The organism is Konateibacter massiliensis (genome assembly GCF_900184995.1).
Classification (GTDB): Bacteria; Bacillota; Clostridia; order Lachnospirales; family Lachnospiraceae; genus Lachnotalea; species Lachnotalea massiliensis.
The window spans coordinates 670,516-692,904 of record NZ_LT860098.1 but is presented as its reverse complement, the minus strand read 5'-3'; the positions used below and the strand labels follow the sequence as shown (position 1 = coordinate 692,904).

The window sequence follows — 22,389 nt, the reverse complement described above, 5'->3', positions numbered from 1 at the left end:
ATAATGTGAAAAATAAATTTCACAATGTACGAAGAACATGACAGAAGAGACCCGAATAGTTACGTTAAGATAAAAGATAAGTGAATTGGAAGATAAATCGATAAAACGGATTGGAATATAATAATAGAGGTGTATTATGGAGCAATATATTATAAAGGGCGGGAATCCACTTGTTGGAGAGGTCGAAATCGGTGGAGCGAAGAACGCTGCACTGGCTATTTTAGCGGCATCTGTTATGACAGATGAGACAGTTTTGATTGACAATATGCCGGATGTCAGGGATATTAATGTGTTATTGCAGGCGATAGAGGAAATTGGAGCAAGCGTGGAAAGGGTTGACAGACACACAGTCAAAATCAATGGCTCCAATATCAGGGGAACAACAATTGATAATGAATATATTAAGAAAATAAGAGCCTCCTATTATCTGATAGGAGCATTACTTGGAAAATATAAAAAGGCAGAGGTTGCACTCCCAGGCGGATGCAATATCGGAAGCAGACCGATTGACCAGCATATCAAGGGCTTTAAGGCGCTTGGTACGGAGGTTGCCATTGAACACGGTCTGATTAAGACGAAGGCGGAAAATCTGGTGGGCAGCCATATTTATCTAGATGTTGTTTCAGTAGGCGCAACCATTAATATTATGATGGCGGCATCGATGGCATCAGGCAGTACCATTCTCGAAAACGCAGCAAAAGAGCCTCATATTGTAGACGTGGCAAACTTTTTGAACAGCATGGGAGCCAACATCAAAGGTGCGGGAACAGATGTAATCCGTATCAAGGGAGTTGAAAAGCTTCATAAAACTGAATATTCCATTATACCGGATCAGATAGAGGCGGGAACCTTTATGCTTGCGGCAGCGGCTACGAAGGGCGACGTTACCGTGAAAAAGGTAATTCCAAAGCACTTGGAAGCAATTACAGCTAAATTAGTAGAGATGGGCTGTGAGGTTGAGGAGCTTGACGATGCAGTGCGTGTTGTTGCATCTAAGAGGCTTACGCATACCCATGTAAAAACACTTCCTTACCCGGGCTTTCCGACAGATATGCAGCCTCAGTTTTCTGTTACACTTGCCCTTGCCTCGGGGACAAGTATCGTTACGGAGAGTATTTTTGAGAATCGTTTTAAGTATGTAGATGAGCTGACCAGAATGGGAGCGTCCATTAAGGTAGAGGGAAATACTGCAGTCGTTGATGGTGTGGAGAAATTTACCGGAGCACAGGTAAATGCACCGGATTTGAGAGCGGGAGCAGCGCTTGTCATTGCAGGACTTGCAGCAGAAGGCTTCACTACAGTAGAAGACATTACTTATATTGAGCGCGGATATGAGGATTTTGATGAAAAAATCCGAAGCCTTGGCGGAAATATTGAAAAAGTAGAGACAGAGAAAGACATCCGAAAGTTCAAATTGAAAATCGGTTGAGATAAGAGAAAGAAAACAGCCAAGTCCTCTGAATGAGAGACTTGGCTGCTTTTTTATATGATAGGAAATTCTGTCGAACTTCCTATCATATAAAAAACTATTTATGCACACCTCGCGGAGTGGATGTAGTTGTTACACAACCCGCTCGGGCGCAAAGCGTGAGCAACACTCACACTTTTTATAAGATTTTAGAAATATATAAATCAGGTTCCTGTGATAAATCAATGAATCCGGTTGTTGTTTTGACAACTGGTTTTGACAGATAAAGTTGGTTAATCATAATAATGGTGCCGGTTTCTCCGTTGTTCAATAAAACGTCATTGTTCATATAAGTGTTTACAATGCGCTCTAAGAAAGTGAGAAGATATTTCGGATCATATTTTCTAAGTCCCTCCGTCTCAAAAATGTGTATTACATCAAACGGGCAAAGAGGACCGCGGTATACACGCGCAGAAGTCATGGCATCATACACATCGGCAATTGCCACAATTTTGGCAAACTCATCAATTTCATTTGCGGTAAGGCGAGAAGGATAACCGCTGCCGTCGCATCTTTCGTGATGCATCAGAGCTGCATTTTTGATTCTTTCGTCGATATCCTCATTCTTTAAAAGATTATAGCCCTGGAATGGATGAGTCTTAATAATCTCATATTCTGCCAAAGTTAAACGTTCTGGTTTTTGCATGATAGAATCGGGAATCATAACCTTGCCCACATCATGAAGAAGTCCCGCAAGTGTCAAAACCTCGATATCTTCTTTGGAAAATCCCAGCCATTTACCCATTATGTTGCACATGATTCCAACGCTTATCGAATGATGATAGGTAACATCATCATACTCACGCATATTGTGAAGCATGTCAAACACGCCGATGGAGGTCAAGTTACCCGAAAAGATATTCAGCGTATTCATAAGCAGAGAATAGGTGTCAATAGGTGCAATACGATTGATAACCAAATTCATGGAATTTTGTAAATACTCCATATTTTCAAAAAAGGATTCACGAAAATGTGTAAACTCAGGAGTGATTGCCACTTTTTCCCTGTAGGTCAGTGTTGGAGTCTCCTCCTCTTCCTCTGTTTCGTCTTCCTCTTCCACAATGTTGATTGAGTCGATGGAATAAAATTCAAGTCGCATAATCATTTTATCTGTAAGTTTTAAATTTTCGGGAAGAATTAATTGCCCGCTCACGGTATATATATTCTCCGCTGTAATCATACCCGGAATTAAATCCTTAATCATAACTCGCCTCATAATAAACCCGCCCTTCATCTTAAAATTCGTACTATCTGTACTTATAATAGTAGTATAAGGAATTATGGGTTATCTTGTCAATTGGATTGGTACTATGGTATCATAAAAAATTAATGATATTTTTATAAACAGGATTGACGAATAATGTGATTTGGTGTATTCTAATTACGGATAGTAGGTAAAGCTATCTCAAGTTATGAAAATTCAATATTGTAAATATTTTTCTCTTATTCAGAGTGATGGAGATACAAAGGATCTGTGAAGTCACGGCAACCCCTCTTTAAGAAGGAAGGTGCCAACCTGAGCGAGTAGTCGAACAATAAGGGGATTTGATTAATTTGACTTCAAATCCGTTTATAACGGATTTTTTTTTATATCAATTAGGAAAGTTTTCCAAACTTCCTACGATATAAAAAATATTTATGCGCACCCCGCGGAGCGGAAGCTGTTGCTTTGCAACCCGTTTGGGCGCTAGGTGTGAGCAAAGCTCACATTTTTTAAACTAAGATTAATGTGCGATTTTGGCATCTTAATCTGACTAATTAAACAGTTCAGGTATGCAAACAGCATACAGTTAGGAGGAACTATGGAAAAACTATTATTTACATCAGAATCAGTTACAGAAGGACATCCGGATAAAATTTGTGATCAGGTATCAGATGCTATTCTGGACGCATTGCTAGAGCAGGACCCGATGAGCCGTGTAGCGTGTGAAACGTGTACAAACACAGGGTTTGTTCTTGTAATGGGTGAAATATCATCAAATGCAAACGTGGATTACGAGGCAATCGTTAGAAAAACAGTAAATGAAATTGGCTATGACAATTTGGAATATGGTTTTGACGGAAATAAGTGCGAGGTACTTATCAGACTGGACAAGCAATCAGCTGACATTGCAATGGGTGTTGATAAGGCTTTGGAAGCAAGAGAAAACAAAATGACGGAATCTGAGATTGATGCGATTGGTGCAGGTGATCAGGGAATGATGTTTGGTTTTGCCTCCAATGAGACAGAAGAATACATGCCATATCCGATTGCACTGGCACATAAGCTTGCTCTTCAGCTTACAAAGGTGCGCAAGGATGGTACCCTTAAGTATTTAAGACCTGACGGCAAGACACAGGTATCAGTGGAATATGATGAGAACGGCAAGCCGATTCATTTGAATGCGGTTGTGCTTTCTACCCAGCATGACAAGGATGTGACACAGGAACAGATTCATGCTGATATTAAGAAATATGTATTTGAGCCAATTCTTCCAAAGGACTTGGTTGACGAGAATACAAATTACTATATCAATCCGACCGGACGTTTTGTAATCGGCGGACCAAACGGAGACAGCGGTTTGACCGGACGTAAAATTATCGTTGATACCTACGGCGGATATGCAAGACACGGCGGCGGTGCATTTTCAGGAAAAGACTGCACAAAGGTTGACCGTTCCGCAGCATACGCAGCACGCTATGTTGCAAAAAATATTGTTGCTTCCGGTATTGCGGAGAAGTGCGAAATTCAGTTGTCTTACGCAATCGGCGTAGCTCATCCGATGTCAATTATGATTGACACCTTTGGAACAGGCAAGCTGTCCAATGAAAAGCTTGTTGAAATCGTGAGAGAAAACTTTGACCTTCGCCCGGCAGGCATCATAAAAATGCTTGACCTCAGAAGACCAATCTACAAGCAGACTGCGGCATACGGACACTTTGGACGTAATGACCTTGATTTGCCTTGGGAGAAATTGGACAAGGTTGATGTTTTAAAGAAATATCTATAAATAAAAAAGACTTCCTCCTGCCATGAAATATGGTAAGAGGAAGTCTTTTAATATCACAGGAAATTGCAAAGAAATTTCCTGTGATATTAAAACTATTTATGCGCACCTCGCGGAGTGGAAGTTGTTGCTTAGCAACCCGCGAGGGCGCGAGCAAAGCTCACACTTTCTTGCTTTTTTATAACACTAACTCAAATTCCTCGTCCCTGTTACAAACCAGATTATCACCTTCGACAGTCAGTCTTGCAACCTGAACAACAGTGCGTGCTTCCTTATAAGTCATCTCAAAATCTTTCGGCATATTACTTGGATTGTAGTCTGGGTGTACGAAGTAGAAGATAAACGCTTCATCACCCTTGCCATTTACAACGACATCGGCGTGATGTGCAATCTCCCCGTCATCCTTTCGGCTGCCCGCAGTATTTAAAATATCCGCCCTGCGTGTCCAGTTGGAGAAATCGGTTGTCTCATAGACACCAAGCCCGTTCCAGAAATCAGTAATCATAAAATGCCTTCCGTCCAACGTAAAGACATTCGGTCCCTCATGAGGAACATCGGTAATTTCTGCTCCTACAACCTCCCAATCATAGAGATTGCGGCTCACAGCACTATATGTGTGGCTGTCATGTACCTCATCCTTATACCACATTTTAAACAGACCTTTTTCCACCTCATAAATGCAGGCATCAATGACACGATTGGAAGAGAGGTTTAACTTTGACTCGAATTTCCAATCCCACATATTTTTTGCCGTGTAATGAAGAATGTGACGGGTATAGTTCCAGCTTGTAGGAATGCCCGGAACATAGGACACATACATATGGTAGGTTCCGTTTTCGTATATAATTTCCGGTGCCCAAAAGGTGTTGGTACCCGGCTCAAATTCCAGATTCGGAAGCGTCCCGCGGTACACCCAATCCACTAAGTTCTTGGAGGAGGCGACACCGATAAGCGTTCCATGGATATGGGAAACTCCGATGTTCACAGCGGTAGAGCGACGCTGGGTATAGAGCATCCAATAACATTCTTCTTCATGGTTATAGATAATGACTGGATCGGTAGGACCGTCATAAATTGGGTCACGAAACAGAGGTGCGGATGGGAACAGCATTTTGTTCATATTAAAATCCTTTCTTTCTCACATGAAATTCAAATATTAGTTGTATAATAGAATGATGAAGGAGTCAAAAAGTATTTTGCCTCCTGATACCTACGGATTGTTACGCACTTTGTGCTCTCACAATCCTAAAAACATTCGAAATCCGCCCTACTCGGGCTACTTTCTCATGTTTTGCGGGTCCCAACGTCATGTGTTTTCATGCAAGCATGAAACGCATGACCTTTTAACCCTGATATCGTAGAATAGATATAGTATAGCAAGTTTTAAACGGATTTACAATAATATAAATTAATTTAGAATAATATAAACAAAGACAAGGGTGAAAAGAATGAAAGATAGAACAAAAAAAATAATTGTACTGGAAATCGTAGTGCTCGTCGCATTGCTTTTCTTGTGGGGTATTTCCCACTTTGGAAAAAACAGTGGGGAAAGCATGGGAAGTACGCAGGAAGGCGCTCTTGAATTGCCAACCATGACGGTCACCTTTTTGGATGTAGGAAAGGGAGACTGTATGGTTATCGAGACGTCTGAGGGAGCGGTTATGATAGACACGGGATATGACGAGGACGGAGAAGATATCGTAAACTGGCTGACGGAGAAAGGCATTGACAATCTTTCTCATTTGATTTTGACCCATCCGGACAAGGACCATATCGGTGGTGCAGACACGATTATTGACGAGATAGGGGTTGGACAAATTATTGAGACAGATTGTGTGGTGGACAGCGATGACTACACGGAATATAAGGAAGCAGCACAAGATCGCGGCGTTACGATACTGACTTTAAAGGATACCAAGGAGATAACGCTCGGCAGTGCTGTATTTACGATTTATCCTCCGATAAGCACCGATTTTACCGGCGAAAATGACTATTCTCTTGTTACAAAGCTTGTATATGGAGCAACGGATTTTCTGTTTGCAGGAGACAGTGAGGAGGGAAGGATAGACGAGGTGATGCAGCAGATTCCGAATCTCAAAAGCATGGTTTTGAAGGTTCCTCATCATGGAAATCTGAAGGATAATTCTGAAGAATTTTTTAAGAAAGTGTCACCGAAATACAGTATTATTACAAATAATAGTAAAAAAGCTTACGAAGATGTTACAAAAATATTACAAAATTTAAACTCTCAGGTTTATACAACAAAACAGGGCGCCATAACAGTGCAAAGTGACGGAATTAATCTTTCGATAAGTCAGTAAATATCCTAAGTGAGAAGGATTTTTTGAAAGGATTATATAAAACAAAAAATCTTTTCTTCAAAAGGAAGTTTTAGGAAGAAAAGAAGAAAATTAAAGTTTAAAATTTGATAAATGTTAAAATTATTTTAAAAAAAGTAGAATTTGTAGACAATAGAAAGGATAATCGGTATAATATTAGTAAGCTATGGTGTTGAAGGGAGAAGCATATGAAGGATAGGAAAAACGTGTACAAAACATTCGCACTTATCACGCAGCTTGGTATCAGCATGTTGACTCCTATTTTTTTATGCGTATACGCCGCAGTTTTCTTGGAGGAGAAGTTCTCCGTTCCTGTATTTATTCCTATGCTTATACTTGGAATTCTCGCAGGCGGGAGAAATACCTACATTCTTGCAAAAAGTGTTATCGATGACGACAAGGAGTAAAGCAATGCTTAAAAAACTTCCTCTTATTGTCAAAGAGCTTTTCATCTCTATTCTCTTTTACGGTTTCGTTGTAGAAATCGTTGTGTTAAGCCTTTTAAAAGACAAAATTTTTTATTCCGTTGGTTTGGGCGTGGGTCTGCTGATTGCGATGGGTATGTGTATCCATATGTATCAATCACTGGATTATGCTACAGACATGGAAGAGTCTCAAGCAAAAAAGCATATCAGAAAGACTTATGCATTAAGAACAGCAATTATATTCATCTTGGTACTAATCATGTACTATTTTAACGCAGGAAGCATATTAACAGGTTTTATAGGAATTATGAGTTTAAAGGTAGCGGCTTACATACAACCGTTTACGCATAAATTATTAGAAAAATATAATAAAAAAGGAAGGTGATAATGTGGTAAATATTATCGCTGGTTCGATTCACCCTTTGGTGGCGGCAGGGGATGTGGACTTTATGGTTCACGGACTGTTGAAATACCATCTTTTGGGTCACGAACTATGGATTACTACGACACATGTAAGCTTGCTCATCGTCTCGCTTATCATTGTCATATTGTCAATCGCGATAAACAGGAAGATAAAAAAGGTAAACCCTGAAGATACGCCCGGAGTCTTGCAGAATGTTGCAGAGCTGGCAGTGGAAATGCTGGATAATCTGGTTGATAGTATTATGGGAGGCAAAGGGAAAAAATACGCAAATTATATTGGAACAGTATTTATGTTTATATTATTTTGTAATCTTTCCGGTCTGATTGGTATGAGGCCACCGACAGCAGACTACGGAGTTACATTTGCTCTTGGACTTATGACATTTTTGATCATTCATTATACCAATATCCGGGAAAACAAAGCGGATGCATTCAAGCGGCTATTCCAGCCTATGCCATTTCTTTTTCCCATCAATCTGATTGGTGAACTCGCAACCCCATTTTCAATGTCACTGCGTCTCTTTGGTAACATTTTGTCCGGCACAGTTATGCTGGCGTTAGTCTACGGATTACTTCCCGTTTTCGTTAAATTCGGCATTCCATCTGTTCTGCATGTCTATTTTGATATTTTCGCCGGTGCAATCCAGACCTATGTATTTTGCATGTTAACGATGGTATTTGTAACAAATAAAATGGCTACAGAAGAATAACAAGCTTTATTTATAAGGAGGAAATTATTATGACACAGATTACAAACGAAGGTTTAGTTTTAGCTTGCTCTGCAATAGCAGCAAGTATTTCAATGTTAGCGGGATTAGGTTCCGGACTTGGTCAGGGCTATGCAGCAGGTGCGGCAGCTGCTGCGGTAGGAAGAAATCCGGGTGCAAAATCCGATATTACATCCACAATGCTCTTAGGGCAGGCAGTAGCAGAGACAACGAGTTTATACGGCTTGGCGTTGGCATTTATTTTCTTATTTGCAAATCCGCTGATTGGAAAATTGTAGGAAGATGTGAGAGGCAGGATTTGAGATATACCCTGCACATTTAAAATAGAATCACGAAGGAGGGAGGTTGAACCTTGGAACGATTATTTAATCTCGACGTCCAACTGCTCGCTGACTTGGCTCTGGTTTCCGTTAATGTATTTCTTCTATTTTTATTTCTTTCCTACATGTTGTTTAATCCGGTCAGAAATCTTTTGGAAGCTAGAAAAAGCAGAATTAAAAAGGATCAGGATACCGCGATAAGGGAAAAAGAAGACGCAGCGCTTCTGAAGGAAGAATACGACAAAAAACTGAGAGAGATTAACCGAGAAGCGGAATTGATTTTGAACGATGCCCATAAGCAGGCTTTGAGAAATGAGGATAGAATCATCAACGAGGCAAGGCTGGAGGCACAAAGAATTGTTGAGAGTGCAAAAAGAGAAGCAGAACTCGAAAAGAAACGCGCTACCGATGAGTTAAAACAGGAGGTAATTGCAATTGCTTCCCTGATGGCATCTAAGGTGATAGCCGACAGAATTGATGTGACAATGCAAGAGGCATTGGTTGACGAAGCGATAGAAGAGATGGGGTATGATACATGGATAAGCTTGTAGCAAGAACCTATGGAAAAGCGTTGTTTGAACTGGCTTTGGAAGAAAATAAAATCGATTTGTTGGTGGAAGAAACTCTGGTTTTGAAAGAAATAATAAGTGAAAACGCAGAATTATATAAATTGATGGCTCATCCTGATATTACAAAAAATGAGAAAAACGAAATTTTAGATGAGATATTAAAGGGCAGAGTAAGCGAGGAGCTGACTGCATTCGTTCATATTGTTGCAGCGAAGAGCAGATTTGGCGAATTGATATATATATTGGAATACTTCATCAGCGAAGTGAACGAGTACAAAGGCATCGGTCTTGCGTATGTGACCGCAGCGATGGAGCTTACGAAGGCACAGCAGGACAGCCTGATAAAAAAGCTGATTCAAATTACGAAATATGAAGAAATAAGTTTGTCTGTGACAATTGACGAGTCGTTAATCGGCGGTATGATAGTCCGAATTGGGGACAGGGTCATTGACAACAGCATTAAGATGAAAATGAATGGGCTGTCAAAGCAATTGCTGCAAATACAGTTATAAGCTTTGGAGGCGCAGAATATTACGTAAAAATCAATGAGGAAAGAGGTGGATTTACACCATGAATTTAAGACCGGATGAGATAAGCTCAGTCATCAAGGATCAGATAAAAAAATATACCGCAAAACTAGAGGTATCCGATGTCGGAACGGTTATTCAGGTTGCGGACGGAATCGCACGTATCTACGGATTGGAAAATGCAATGCAGGGAGAGCTGCTGGAATTTCCGGGAGAAGTGTTTGGTATGGTATTGAATCTGGAAGAAGATAACGTGGGAGCCGTTTTGCTTGGAGATACCACAGCGGTGAGCGAGGGTGATACCGTAAAGGCAACAGGACGTGTAGCGGAGGTTCCGACCGGAAATGCGCTGCTTGGTCGTGTAGTCAATGCACTTGGACAGCCGATTGACGGAAAGGGTCCGATTCAGACCGACACCTACCGACCGGTAGAGAGAGTTGCGTCCGGTGTCCTTTCCAGAAAATCAGTGGATACCCCTCTTCAGACGGGAATCAAAGCAATCGATTCCATGGTTCCGATTGGAAGAGGGCAGAGAGAGCTGATTATCGGAGACAGACAGACGGGAAAAACAGCGATTGCCATCGATACGATTATCAATCAGAAGGGGCAGAACGTAAAATGTATTTACGTTGCAATCGGGCAGAAATCTTCGACTGTGGCAAATATCGTGAGCACACTGGAAGAGTATGGTGCGATGAATTACACGACAATCGTATCCGCTACGGCAAGTGAGGCGGCACCGCTTCAATATATCGCTCCTTATGCGGGCTGTGCAATCGGAGAGGAATGGATGGAAAACGGGGAAGACGTTTTGGTTATCTATGACGATTTGTCAAAGCATGCAGCAGCTTATCGTACATTATCCTTGCTTTTAAAAAGACCGCCGGGAAGAGAAGCGTATCCCGGAGATGTATTTTATCTGCACTCAAGACTCTTGGAGAGAGCGGCAAGGCTTTCAGACGAGTTGGGAGGCGGCTCACTTACGGCACTTCCGATTATCGAGACACAGGCAGGAGATGTTTCGGCCTATATTCCGACCAATGTAATTTCCATCACAGACGGACAGATTTATTTGGAGACAGAAATGTTTCACGCTGGTTTTCGCCCTGCGGTAAATGCAGGCTTATCTGTATCCCGTGTAGGCGGTTCAGCACAAATTAAGGCGATGAAGAAGATTGCCGGACCTATCCGTGTGGAGCTAGCACAGTATAGAGAACTTGCAGCTTTTGCTCAGTTTGGCTCAGAGCTTGATGAGGATACGAAGGAAAAGCTGGATCAAGGTGAAAGAATTAAAGAGGTGCTAAAGCAGCCACAATATGCACCGATGCCGGTAGAAAACCAGATTGTCATCATTTATGCAGCGACCAGAAAGTTTTTAATGGATATTCCGGTAAAAGAAATTTTACGATTTGAAGCAGAGCTTCTGGAATTTATCTCGACCAAATACCCTGATATTTTAGATTCAATCAGGCAGGAGAAGGCGATGTCTGAGGCGATAGAAGAGAAGCTTGTGATTGCAATCGGCGAATGTAAGGAAAATTTCGCATAATGCCAGAAAGGGTGAGAAAACATGGCATCCATCAGAGATATCAAAAACCATAAAGAAAGTATACAAAATACGCAGCAGATAACAAAAGCTATGGAGCTGGTTGCCACGGTTAAGCTCCAGAGGGCAAGAAACCGCGCCGAGCAGTCAAAGCCGTATTCAGAATATATGTATAAGGCGGTGGCGACGATGATTGCGATGTCAGGTGATATTATTCACCATTATCTGACAGCAATTGAGTCGCGAAAAAAGGCGGTCATTATGATTACCGCTAACCGAGGACTTGCAGGCGGCTACAATATGCACCTGACGAAAAAGATTATAAACAGCCATCTGGCAAAAGAGGATGTGTATCTGTATGCGGTCGGGCGAAAAGGAAAAGAATATATGGAGAGAAGGGGCTACGAGATAAAAGGAGACTACTCCGAGGTTATCAACGAGCCTATGTATAAGGATGCTGCCGAGATAAGCAGAGCGGTTTTGGAAGCGTTTGTGGACGGCGAGGTAGGAGAAATTTATCTGGCATACACCTCCTTTCAAAATACGGTCAGTCATGAGCCTATTCTGAGAAGAATATTGCCTGTCATCGTGGAGACGGATGTCGATTATTCTGACAGACGTTTTCGAATGAACTATGAGCCAAAGCAAGCGGAGGCTCTTCATATGATTGTTCCCCAATATATTACAAGCCTGATTTATGATGCGCTTGTGGAGTCCGTTGCCAGTGAAAATGCAGCGAGAATGCAGGCGATGGATTCGGCGACCAACAATGCAGAGGAAATGATAGAGAATTTATCTTTAAAATATAATCGGGCACGTCAAGGCTCGATTACACAGGAATTGACAGAAATCATAGCGGGTGCAAATGCAATCAGCTAGGATGAGGAAAGGAGTGAAGGAATGGCAGATAAAAATATTGGTAAAATCACTCAGATAATAGGAGCTGTGCTTGATGTGCGCTTTAGCGGAGGCAGACTTCCTGAAATAAATGAGGCCGTTGAGATTCTGACAAAGAGCGGTGAAACCTTGGTTATCGAGGTAGCACAGCATTTGGGAGATGACACGGTGAGATGTATCGCGATGGGACCGACGGACGGTCTGATCAGAGGCATGGAGGCTAAGGCAACACAGGGGCCTATAACGGTTCCGGTTGGAGAGAATACACTTGGACGTATGTTTAATGTTCTCGGAAATCCGATTGACAACAAGCCGAAGCCAGAGGTAGAAAAATATTTTCCGATTCACAGAAAGGCTCCGAAATTTGAAGAGCAGCTCACATCCACAGAGATACTGGAGACAGGCATTAAGGTTGTCGATTTACTGTGCCCTTATCAAAAGGGCGGAAAAATCGGTTTGTTCGGAGGAGCCGGAGTTGGAAAGACGGTACTGATTCAGGAATTGATTCGAAATATTGCCACAGAGCACGGCGGTTACTCTGTTTTTACGGGCGTTGGAGAGAGAACGAGAGAAGGAAATGACCTCTACCATGAGATGATGGATACCGGAGTTCTTGATAAGACAACGATGGTGTTCGGGCAGATGAACGAGCCGCCGGGTGCCAGAATGCGAGTGGGACTTACAGGGCTTACGATGGCAGAGTATTTTCGTGATGAAGGGCAGAAGGATGTTTTGCTGTTTATCGATAATATATTCCGCTTCACGCAGGCGGGCTCCGAGGTTTCCGCGCTGCTTGGGCGTATGCCATCTGCGGTGGGATATCAGCCTACCTTGCAGACGGAGATGGGAGCCTTGCAGGAGAGAATCACCTCGACGAAGAACGGTTCTATCACGTCGGTTCAGGCAGTCTATGTACCAGCGGACGATTTGACAGACCCGGCACCGGCAACCACCTTTGCCCATTTGGATGCGACGACGGTTTTATCTCGTTCCATCGTAGAGCTTGGTATTTATCCTGCAGTTGACCCGCTTGAGTCAACCTCCAGAATACTCGACCCTCGTATTGTGGGTGAGGAGCACTATAAGGTTGCCAGAGGGGTGCAGGAGATTTTACAAAGATACAAGGAGCTTCAGGATATCATCGCCATTTTAGGTATGGACGAGTTGTCCGAGGAGGAGAAAACGCTTGTAGCAAGAGCAAGAAAGGTGCAGAAGTTTCTTTCACAGCCATTCTTCGTTGCAGAGCAGTTTACCGGACTGGAAGGAAAATATGTACCGCTCATTGAGACGATACATGGTTTTCAGGAGATACTGGACGGAAAGCACGATGATGTGCCGGAGAGCTATTTTCTAAATGCCGGAAATATAGGTGATGTCACTTCCAGACTTAACAGATAAGGGGGAAGGCAAATGGCAGAAAAGGTATTCCAGTTAAAAATTTTATCCCCTGACCGAATATTTTATGAAGGCGATGCCGTTATGATAGAGTTGAAAACAACGGAGGGCGAAATCGGTGTCTATAAGGGACACAGCCCCCTTACCGTAATCTTGGTGCCGGGCATCATAAAAATTACGGAGAAGGGTGGAGAGGTAAAGCGTGCGGCACTCTACTCCGGCTTTGCTGAAATTCTAAAGGAAGAAGTGACAATTCTTGCGGAGGTGGCAGAGTGGCCTGAGGAGATTGACATCAATCGGGCGAAGGAGGCAAAAATCCGAGCAGAAAGAGCATTGAACAGCGAGGATTCGGATGTTGATACTCTGCGTGCGGAGATGGCGCTTCGAAGAGCCCTGACCCGTATTGAGCTTGGAGATAAATAAAGGAATGTGTCTTGACAGATAAGTGACCGGAAATTCGAGAGAATTTTCGGTCTTATTTTATATTATGCGCACGAATGCAAGTGGAAGATATCACTACGTGACTGCATTTTAATACATCGGTATATCCCACTGATATTTTTTCATATCAACGCAGCCATCAACAAATTCGATGCCGTCCGCCTCAAGCAAGGCAATTTGTTCATTTACACCACCGAACACAAAGGCTTCAGAAGGCTTTCCGTCCTTCGTGACAACGCGGTAGCAGGGAATGTTATCCGGGTCGGGATTGGAGTGAAGTGCATAGCCTACAACTCTTGCCCATCTCCTGTTTCCCGCAAGTGCGGCAACCTGCCCATAGGAGGCAACGTAGCCTTTCGGAATTTTTTTGACGACTTCATATATTTTATCAAAGGTATTCATGTGATTTTGTCTCCTTTTGGGTCATTTCTGTAATCAATCCCATTTTACCACCTTATATGGAAGATAGCCACTGCTTTTCCTAGGGAAATGTATAAAATCCCCCAAACTGTAAATACTTGGAATAACAAGTTAGAAGCATCACCAAATGGAGGGATTATTGATGAAGAAAACAATGGTATTTTTAATTGCAGCGATATGGATATTTTTGGGGATAAGTCACTTAAAAGAACAAGATATTGTGGATGACAGCAAAATTGTGGAGGCATTTAGCCAGCCTGCATTTTCAAATGAAGAGAGCACTATAAGTGTAAACGGTGAATACACCGGAGATTATCTAGGAACGGAAGGCGCAAAGGCGCTGTTGGCGCAGATAGCACAAGGGCTTGGAATTGACGATAACTTTGAGCTGACACAAAGCCGGGAAGAGGCGCGCGGTGAGGTGACCTTGACGAAAGAGGCAAAGCGTGCAAGGACAACGCTTAAGTTTATAACGGTGGAGGGGGAAGCGCAGGGCAGCGTACTGAACGTGACTCAGTATGTTTTCGCAGAGATTAAGCTCCTTGATACCGCAGATTGTGCGTTGGCTTACCGAAATATGCTTGAAGATATTGTAAAAAATAATCAGATAACCGGAGAGGTTACCTTGAGTCTCAAAGGAAAATACCCAAAAGGGCTTAATGTCAAGGAGCGAAACGTAATTGCGGATACCTTGCTTGAAAATATGGATACAAATATTGTGACGGAGCAGAGAACTGACGATTTATATACCATTTATGGCTACAGCAAGTATATAAGCGAATATAAAAAGGTTGGAGGCGAAAAAATAAATGTCAGTCTAGCGATGAACTATAATGAGGAGGAGGACGCAACCTATGTCTACCTGTCAACTCCTTTAATTAGTGAGGATTACTAGTGGTTACGCACCAATCTTTGCAAAATGCATATAGTATTGTATAATGATAAAAATAAAGGAGTATATATGGATTATAGAAGCTATATGCCCTATGGATATGGACAAATGCCCTATTACGCAGGCATGCGGTTTCCGGCTGATACAGGCGAGGAAGACTTGCTAGAGAGAGATACGGAATATATGAAAAGCCTTTTTCCGACGCAGGCAAAAACAATTCAGGCTCTTGTGGAGGAAGAATGTGATAAGCTGGAATACGAAGGCAGTATTATGTTTGATGAATATCCGGATAGGCTGGGGCTCAGAAAAATCGGAACAGACATTTACAATCAGATAGTCAAGGAGGAAGTGGAAGAGGAAGAAAAAGAGCCGGATGCAGACGATATTTATATGATGAACTACGGTTTCCACTATCGACCACCGGTATCCCACAGAAATCAATGCAGGGGCGGCTCCTGCGGTGGAGGTCCGACCAGAGATTTAATAGATGTATTATTGTTTAATGAGATTTTTCAGAGAAGATGTAGACATAACAGATGCCGCAGAAGGTTATATTGGTAAGGTGATACATGGTTGTCTAAACTAGGCTGTCAAAAAGGCTTTGTACTGATTTTGACATCTTACGAATCTATAAAGATTCAAAATAAGGTTGAGGTTTTACAATAAAGGAATTAAAATATAGTCATGGCAGTATGCCGTGACTATATTTAATAAGGTGGAAGACATGGAAGAATTAATTACATTGCTAAATAAATGCTTAGATGCGGAATTAATCAGAATTATAATCAGCAGCCCCAAGGAAAGCGAAGGTCCCTCCAAAATCGTGGTGAGACCGATTTTGCTGCGGGATGAATTGTGGTTCCAGGAGACGATTTATGTAGGTACGAAAGTGCTTCATAAGAATTATAAGGTTGAATTTATGCAGGAAGAGATTGTTAATAATATAACAAAAAACTTCAAGCAGCTTCAGTTGGAGCATAATGAAATGAATGCGACGGTGCTGGTAAGCAAAAAAGGAAAGCTGACGATACAAAAAAAGCTTAATGCATCAGCAGGGACCAGAGATATTACAGCTTTGACTCATAATAGGACAAAGCGTTATGTCATACCGGAGGGAAAACGGGTGGAATTTCTCGTGGACTTGGGCGTTATGACACAAGAAGGAACGATTGTTAAAGCAAAATATGACAAGTTCAAGCAGATTAACCGGTTTTTGGAGTTTGTGGAGGACGTACTTCCGAAGCTTTCGAGGACAAAGGAGGTTAAAATTATCGACTTTGGCTGCGGAAAATCCTATCTCACCTTTGCCATGTACTATTATTTAAAGGTGTTGAACGGATTGGATGTGAGAATCATTGGCTTGGACTTAAAGGAAGATGTCATAGATAACTGCAACAAGCTCAGTGAAAAATATGGCTTTGAGAAGCTGCGCTTTTATAAGGGTGATATTGCCAACTTTGAAGGTGTAGACAGCGTCGATATGGTTGTGACGCTTCATGCCTGCGATACGGCGACAGATTATGCCTTGGAAAAGGCGGTTATGTGGGGGGCAGAGGTAATTCTCTCCGTGCCTTGTTGCCAGCATGAATTGAACAGACAGATTAACAATGATATATTGGGGCCTGTATTTAAGCATGGGATTATCAAGGAGCGAATCGCGGCACTTGTAACGGATGCTTTGCGTGCCGAGCTGTTGGAGAGCAAGAGATACAAGGTGCAGATATTAGAGTTTATCGATATGGAGCACACGCCTAAGAATATATTGATAAGGGCTGTAAAAGAGGAAAAAACAGTAAATGATTTAAAAAATTATAAGGCATGCAAGGAATTTCTGGGAGTAACTCCGACACTTGAAAAGCTTTTGACAGAAGAAAGGGTGGGAGAACAAGCATGAGAAAGACTATTTTAAAAGGAGCTGTATTAGTAGTCGTTTTCTTGATTGGAATATATTTTTTAACCGTATTTCGGGGAAAAGAAGATGAAGATCAGATTACGACTATTGCAGAGCCCACGCTTCCCATTCTGTATGTGACAAGCTATCAAGAGGATTTAAATGAGCTTCACGGATATACGACGCAGATGGATGCAAACTATATGCGCGATACGATAACACCGCTTCCGGAAGGGCTGGCACTGCCGATTACGATAAAAAATTATGGAGCTTCGATAGAAAAGATTTCTTACGAGGTGAGAAGCCTTGATACGACAAGGCTTGTGGAACAGACAGAAGTGGAGGACTTTAAGGAAAGTAATGATACCGTCAGCGCAACCCTGAATATCAAAAATCTCCTTGAGGAAAACAAGGAGTATATACTTAAAATTGTCATCAGTACGAAGAATTATGAGAACATAAATTATTACACAAGAATTGTAAAAGGCGATAATCTAAGCGTGACGGAGAAACTGGATTTTGTAAAGGAATTCAATGAGAAGACTTTTGATAAGGTGGCAGCCGAGGACCTTGTCATCTATCTCGAATCAAATTCAAGCGGCGATAACAGCAGCTTCCATAAGGTGAATATCAATTCCAAGTTTGAGCAGGTGACATGGGGAAGCTTGAATGTAACACAGGCAAGTGTTCCTATCCCTCAGATTAAAGAGATTGACAAGCAAACGGCTGGCGTTGTGCTGGATTATGTTGTTGCCGTTCAGAATGAGGATGATACAAAGGATTACTATAACGTAGAGGAATATTATCGAATTAGATATACTCAGGAGCGTATTTACTTGTTGGATTTTGAGAGGACAATGAATCAGATTTTTGATGAGGAGAATTTGATTTATAAAGATAATCGTCTGACGCTCGGAATCAGAGACAGTGCGGTTCAGTTTAAGGAAAACAGCAGCGGTAAGATGGTTGCCTTTGTTCAGGAGGGGGAGCTGTACTCCGTCAACATAGCGGAAAATAAGCTGGTAAGGCTTTACAGCCTAAAGGATAATGTTCTGGATTCCAGAGAAAATTACAGCCAGTATGATATCAAAATTATGGATGTCAACGATGAGGGAAATATATCTTTTCTTGTGTATGGCTATATGACACGGGGAGATCATGAAGGGCAGGTAGGCATCGACGTGTTTACCTACAACAGCAATTTGAATGCTTTGGAGGAAAGTGTGTTTATTCCATCCACGAAATCCTATCAGATATTAAAGGAATCGGTGGAGCGGTTTGCCTACTTAAATGAGCAAAATGAGATGTATATTGATGTGGATAATGCGATTTACTGTGTGGATTTAACCGAGAAAAGCTATCAGGAGATAATCAGTAAGGATAGCCCGGACAGCTATGTATTTTCTGCGGATAACAGTATTATTACTTGGCAGAACGGAGAAGATGCGGTAAGTTCCACGGATATTATCATCATGAGCTTGTCAAGCGGACAGAGAAATACAGTTTCAGTCGGAGAAGATGAGCGAGTGATGCCGATTGGTTTTATGGGTGATGATTTTATCTATGGGGTAGCGAAAGCGGAGGATATCGGGACGGATTCAACAGGAGCCGCTTTGTTTCCGATGTATTGTATCCGCATACAGGATAATGCGGGAAATATGGTCGAAGAGTATCAGGTTGACGGCATTTATATTGTGGACGCTCACATACAGAGAAATGTTATACGCCTGACAAGAGCAACGCTTGGCGAGGACGGCTATTCCTACGTGGAAGATGACAGCATTATGAACAGCATGGAAATTGTGGCGGGGAAGACAAAGGAAAACTCCGTATCAACAGAGATAAAGCAGACACAGATACAGTTGATATTTGGCACTAACTTAAATGAGACGAAACCAACCATCATCAATCCGAAGCATATACTTGCAAAGGGTGATATTACACTTACTCTGAAAGCCTCCAAAAACCAGCAGGAGAAATATTATGTGTACGGAAAAGGACAGCTTCACGGAATTTATCAGGATGTGAGCGATGCAGTGAATGAAGCAGACAGCCTGTACGGCGTGGTGGTGGATGACAGTCAGGAATATGTGTGGGAGCGAGGAAACAGGCTTATCCGAACGACGATAAGCGGCATTACAGCCACACAGGATACAAGCGGAAACAGTCTTGCGGCATGTTTAGATGCCATATTAGAGCTTGAGGGAACGAATGTGGATTCTGCCTCTCTGATGGATCGAGGAGAAAATGCTGCTTCTATTTTGAAGGAGCATGTGGAAGGAAGGACAATTGAGCTTTCCAATGCATCTCTAAGCGCCGCCCTTTACTATGTAAGTGAAGGAGCGCCGGTTATAGCAAGGCTGAGTGACGGCACAAGAGTACTTATCATAGGCTACGATGAATTGAATATCAGTGTTATGAATCCGAAGACGGGCAAAATATATAAGATGGGTATGAATGACAGCACAAATGAGTTTGAGTCAACCGGAGGTTCCTATCTGACCTATATAAAAAGTGAATAATGAAATAAGGAATAAAGTGCCAAAAAGCTTTGCAAAAAGGCAGAGCTTTTTGGCATTATTTTCTGCTTATAATAGAGAATAACTATTTGACAAAGCAGGAAGCATAAGGTATAATTAGTCTGTTATGATTTGCTTTGTCTTAAGAACTGTATATAATAAGTTGAAATTAAGTTAAGCCCTATACATAGTGTATTAGAGCTTTTTTTTATACAATCAGGAAAGGAATTTGGAATAAATGGAAACAGTTAGATTTGATGAATTAGAACTATCGGATGCAATATTAAGAGCAGTTACGGAAATGGGATTTGAGGAGGCTACTCCAATTCAGGCGAAGTCGATACCGGTTGTGATGGCAGGCGGCGACGTAATTGGTCAGGCACAGACAGGAACAGGAAAAACAGCGGCATTTGGTATTCCGCTTTTAGAAAAAGTAGATGTAAAAAAGAAATGTTTACAGGAAATTATTCTATGTCCTACGAGAGAGTTGGCAATACAGGTTGCAGAGGAACTGAGAAGTCTTTCAAAGTTTATGCACGGATTAAAAATTGTACCAATCTATGGCGGTCAGGATATTGTGAAGCAGATTCGTTCCTTAAAGGCGGGAACACAGATTGTAATCGGTACACCGGGACGTGTTATGGACCATATGAGACGTAAAACGGTTAAATTTGAAAACATTCATACCATCGTGCTTGATGAGGCAGATGAGATGTTGAACATGGGATTTCGTGAGGATATTGAGACAATCCTAAAGGAGATTCCAGAGGATAGACAGACTGTATTGTTTTCTGCGACAATGCCAAAGGCAATTATGGATATCGCGAAGACCTATCAAAAAGATGCACAGACAGTTAAGGTAGTAAAAAAGGAATTGACGGTACCGAATATTGAGCAGTATTATTATGAGGTAAAGGCGAAAAACAAGGAAGAGGTATTGTCCAGATTGCTGGATATTTATGATCCGAAGCTGTCCGTTGTATTCTGTAATACAAAGAGAATGGTAGATGAGTTGGTAAGCGGTCTGCAGGGAAGAGGCTATTTTGCGGAAGGACTTCACGGTGATTTGAAGCAGTCCCAGAGAGATCGTGTTATGAACAGCTTTAGAAACGGTAAAACGGAAATTTTGATTGCCACTGACGTAGCGGCAAGAGGAATCGACGTAGATGACGTAGATATCGTTTTTAACTATGATTTACCGCAGGATGACGAGTATTATGTACACCGTATCGGAAGAACGGGAAGAGCCGGAAAAAAAGGAAAGGCATTTTCCTTTGTTGTAGGCAAGGAAGTGTACAAGCTAAAGGATATTCAGAGATACTGCAAGACAAAGATTATGGCACAGCCAATCCCATCCGTAAATGATGTAAAGAGCACGAAGATGGAAAAGGTGCTGGAGAGAATATCCAATATTATCGAGACTGAGGATTTAACCTCCATGATTGATATTATTGAGAAGCACTTGAATGAAGAGGATTATACCTCCATGGACGTGGCAGCAGCGTTTCTTTCCCTTGCATTGGGCGAGAAGCAGGAAGACCATGAAAAAGACTTTGATTTTGGAAATACCGGAGCAGAGGCAGGAATGGTTCGTCTGTTTATCAACATCGGTAAGAAGCAGAATATTCGTCCGGGCGATATCCTTGGTGCCATTGCGGGTGAGAGCGGTATGCCGGGCAAGCTGGTAGGCTCAATTGATATGTATGATAAGTATACATTTGTAGAAGTCCCGCGTGAGTATGCCTCCGAGGTTTTAAAAGCGATGGAAAACTCAAAAATTAAGGGTAAAAACATTAACATTGAACCGGCGAACCAAAAATAAAAGGATATAAAAGAATTTTAGGGAAAGGGTATGGTGTGAAACGATGATTGTAGAAGGTAAGAGTGGTAAGGTTGATAATTACAAATTTACGGCGATTGTATTTACCGGATTGTATATTATATTTGAATTGATTGCGCTGTTTAATAACACAGCGGGCAATGAGGAATATGCCGATTGGATGAAAAACGTAATCCTCTTTCAGCAGGTCGGAGTAGGAATCTGCGTAGTCGTGTACGACATCATAGCCTTTCATAAATGGTTTCAGTTTAAGAAGCATGACAAGTTGGCTTACTTTATTCATCCGGTTGTGGAGAAGATACTGGAAGTCATCTGTCTGGTATGCGGCGTAATTGGTTTTGGTGTGGCATGTTTTTATTAATAAAAGCGCATATATAAGAAGAAAGCCGATTTTTTGACAGCACTGGTCAATATTTCGGCAAAAAAAGTGCAAACGTTTGCTTTCAATATAAAGATTAGATAAAAAAGAATGTCAAAAAAACAAATCTTTGTGCACACTTATTTTAGCCGCAGTGCTATAATTATTATTGTAAAACCCCCCAATACATTATATAGTTTTTTGCTACACCCCCATAAAAAGAAATACCTTCTCCTAAAAAGGACAGCAGATCGAAAGGCTGTCCTTTTTAATTTGTCGGAATACATATATTTTTATAAATGTGCTCAATCCGACAAATTATGAATGGCATGGCTGAAGTGTAATTAGCCTAACCAGTGAACCTTATTTCTTCATTTCCGCAAAATTCCTTGTATATTAGTACA

22 protein-coding genes and 1 riboswitch are annotated in these 22,389 nt (G+C 41.7%); of the genes, 19 read left to right on the top strand and 3 right to left on the bottom strand.

Annotation, left to right across the window (positions count from 1 at the left end):
- Positions 1 to 136: 136 nt before the first annotated feature.
- A complete protein-coding gene (locus CTY48_RS04425) occupies positions 137 to 1,429 on the top strand; it encodes a UDP-N-acetylglucosamine 1-carboxyvinyltransferase (protein WP_099467301.1) in 1,293 nt (430 codons plus the stop codon).
- A gap of 178 nt (positions 1,430 to 1,607) precedes the next feature.
- On the opposite strand, the gene CTY48_RS04420 is transcribed toward CTY48_RS04425, so the two are convergent.
- Positions 1,608 to 2,672 carry an HD-GYP domain-containing protein gene (locus tag CTY48_RS04420; RefSeq protein WP_180272634.1) on the bottom strand — a complete coding sequence of 355 codons (1,065 nt, stop codon included), beginning with the start codon at positions 2,670 to 2,672 and terminating at the stop codon, positions 1,608 to 1,610.
- 236 nt (positions 2,673 to 2,908) lie between these two features.
- A riboswitch (SAM riboswitch) is annotated at positions 2,909 to 3,010 on the top strand.
- 260 nt (positions 3,011 to 3,270) lie between these two features.
- Between CTY48_RS04420 and metK the strand changes: the two genes are divergently transcribed.
- Entirely contained in the window at positions 3,271 to 4,458 is a 1,188-nt protein-coding gene (gene metK / locus CTY48_RS04415; RefSeq protein ID WP_099467298.1) for a methionine adenosyltransferase, read from the top strand.
- A gap of 175 nt (positions 4,459 to 4,633) precedes the next feature.
- Here metK and CTY48_RS04410 read toward each other — a convergent pair whose 3' ends face one another.
- Positions 4,634 to 5,575: a family 43 glycosylhydrolase gene (locus tag CTY48_RS04410; protein ID WP_236354726.1), complete on the bottom strand. Its 942-nt coding sequence runs from the start codon at positions 5,573 to 5,575 to the stop codon at positions 4,634 to 4,636.
- Between the two features lie 328 nt (positions 5,576 to 5,903).
- Between CTY48_RS04410 and CTY48_RS04405 the strand changes: the two genes are divergently transcribed.
- From CTY48_RS04405 to atpC, 11 genes are all read left to right on the top strand, one after another.
- Positions 5,904 to 6,776 (top strand): ComEC/Rec2 family competence protein, encoded by an 873-nt coding sequence (locus CTY48_RS04405; RefSeq protein WP_099467297.1) that lies wholly within the window; start codon positions 5,904 to 5,906, stop codon positions 6,774 to 6,776.
- Positions 6,777 to 6,982: 206 nt separating this feature from the next.
- Complete coding sequence (locus CTY48_RS04400) at positions 6,983 to 7,201, top strand: AtpZ/AtpI family protein (RefSeq protein WP_099467296.1); 219 nt, start codon at positions 6,983 to 6,985, stop codon at positions 7,199 to 7,201.
- Between the two features lie 4 nt (positions 7,202 to 7,205).
- On the top strand, positions 7,206 to 7,604 hold the full coding sequence (locus tag CTY48_RS04395; protein ID WP_099467294.1) for a hypothetical protein: 399 nt from the start codon (positions 7,206 to 7,208) through the stop codon (positions 7,602 to 7,604).
- Positions 7,605 to 7,668: 64 nt separating this feature from the next.
- Complete coding sequence (gene atpB, locus CTY48_RS04390; RefSeq protein WP_099467514.1) at positions 7,669 to 8,352, top strand: F0F1 ATP synthase subunit A; 684 nt, start codon at positions 7,669 to 7,671, stop codon at positions 8,350 to 8,352.
- 29 nt (positions 8,353 to 8,381) lie between these two features.
- Positions 8,382 to 8,648 carry an ATP synthase F0 subunit C gene (atpE, locus tag CTY48_RS04385; protein WP_099467293.1) on the top strand — a complete coding sequence of 89 codons (267 nt, stop codon included), beginning with the start codon at positions 8,382 to 8,384 and terminating at the stop codon, positions 8,646 to 8,648.
- 74 nt (positions 8,649 to 8,722) lie between these two features.
- Entirely contained in the window at positions 8,723 to 9,241 is a 519-nt protein-coding gene (gene atpF, locus CTY48_RS04380) for a F0F1 ATP synthase subunit B (protein WP_099467291.1), read from the top strand.
- Positions 9,226 to 9,771, top strand: coding sequence for an ATP synthase F1 subunit delta (gene atpH / locus CTY48_RS04375; protein WP_099467289.1), 546 nt, complete (start codon positions 9,226 to 9,228; stop codon positions 9,769 to 9,771). Before atpF ends, atpH begins: the two co-directional genes overlap by 16 nt.
- A gap of 58 nt (positions 9,772 to 9,829) precedes the next feature.
- On the top strand, positions 9,830 to 11,335 hold the full coding sequence (gene atpA / locus CTY48_RS04370) for a F0F1 ATP synthase subunit alpha (protein WP_099467288.1): 1,506 nt from the start codon (positions 9,830 to 9,832) through the stop codon (positions 11,333 to 11,335).
- Between the two features lie 21 nt (positions 11,336 to 11,356).
- Positions 11,357 to 12,211, top strand: coding sequence for an ATP synthase F1 subunit gamma (gene atpG, locus CTY48_RS04365; protein ID WP_099467286.1), 855 nt, complete (start codon positions 11,357 to 11,359; stop codon positions 12,209 to 12,211).
- A gap of 21 nt (positions 12,212 to 12,232) precedes the next feature.
- Positions 12,233 to 13,627, top strand: coding sequence for a F0F1 ATP synthase subunit beta (gene atpD, locus CTY48_RS04360; RefSeq protein ID WP_099467285.1), 1,395 nt, complete (start codon positions 12,233 to 12,235; stop codon positions 13,625 to 13,627).
- A 12-nt stretch (positions 13,628 to 13,639) separates the two neighbouring features.
- On the top strand, positions 13,640 to 14,047 hold the full coding sequence (gene atpC, locus CTY48_RS04355) for an ATP synthase F1 subunit epsilon (protein ID WP_099467283.1): 408 nt from the start codon (positions 13,640 to 13,642) through the stop codon (positions 14,045 to 14,047).
- A gap of 108 nt (positions 14,048 to 14,155) precedes the next feature.
- On the opposite strand, the gene CTY48_RS04350 is transcribed toward atpC, so the two are convergent.
- Positions 14,156 to 14,467 carry an MGMT family protein gene (locus tag CTY48_RS04350; protein WP_099467282.1) on the bottom strand — a complete coding sequence of 104 codons (312 nt, stop codon included), beginning with the start codon at positions 14,465 to 14,467 and terminating at the stop codon, positions 14,156 to 14,158.
- A 160-nt stretch (positions 14,468 to 14,627) separates the two neighbouring features.
- Between CTY48_RS04350 and CTY48_RS04345 the strand changes: the two genes are divergently transcribed.
- The 6 genes from CTY48_RS04345 (at position 14,628) to CTY48_RS04320 (ending at position 21,988) form a co-directional block, all read left to right on the top strand.
- A complete protein-coding gene (locus CTY48_RS04345; protein WP_180272633.1) occupies positions 14,628 to 15,380 on the top strand; it encodes a YwmB family TATA-box binding protein in 753 nt (250 codons plus the stop codon).
- Positions 15,381 to 15,446: 66 nt separating this feature from the next.
- Positions 15,447 to 15,938 (top strand): hypothetical protein, encoded by a 492-nt coding sequence (locus CTY48_RS04340; protein ID WP_099467280.1) that lies wholly within the window; start codon positions 15,447 to 15,449, stop codon positions 15,936 to 15,938.
- 163 nt (positions 15,939 to 16,101) lie between these two features.
- A complete protein-coding gene (locus CTY48_RS04335; RefSeq protein WP_099467278.1) occupies positions 16,102 to 17,271 on the top strand; it encodes a class I SAM-dependent methyltransferase in 1,170 nt (389 codons plus the stop codon).
- Positions 17,268 to 19,790, top strand: a complete 2,523-nt coding sequence (locus CTY48_RS04330) for a hypothetical protein (RefSeq protein WP_099467277.1) — start codon at positions 17,268 to 17,270, stop codon at positions 19,788 to 19,790. The genes CTY48_RS04335 and CTY48_RS04330 overlap by 4 nt, the downstream gene beginning before the upstream one ends.
- A 235-nt stretch (positions 19,791 to 20,025) precedes the next feature.
- Positions 20,026 to 21,609: a DEAD/DEAH box helicase gene (locus CTY48_RS04325; protein ID WP_099467276.1), complete on the top strand. Its 1,584-nt coding sequence runs from the start codon at positions 20,026 to 20,028 to the stop codon at positions 21,607 to 21,609.
- A 43-nt stretch (positions 21,610 to 21,652) separates the two neighbouring features.
- A complete protein-coding gene (locus CTY48_RS04320) occupies positions 21,653 to 21,988 on the top strand; it encodes a hypothetical protein (RefSeq protein ID WP_099467275.1) in 336 nt (111 codons plus the stop codon).
- The last annotated feature ends 401 nt before the right edge of the window (positions 21,989 to 22,389 follow it).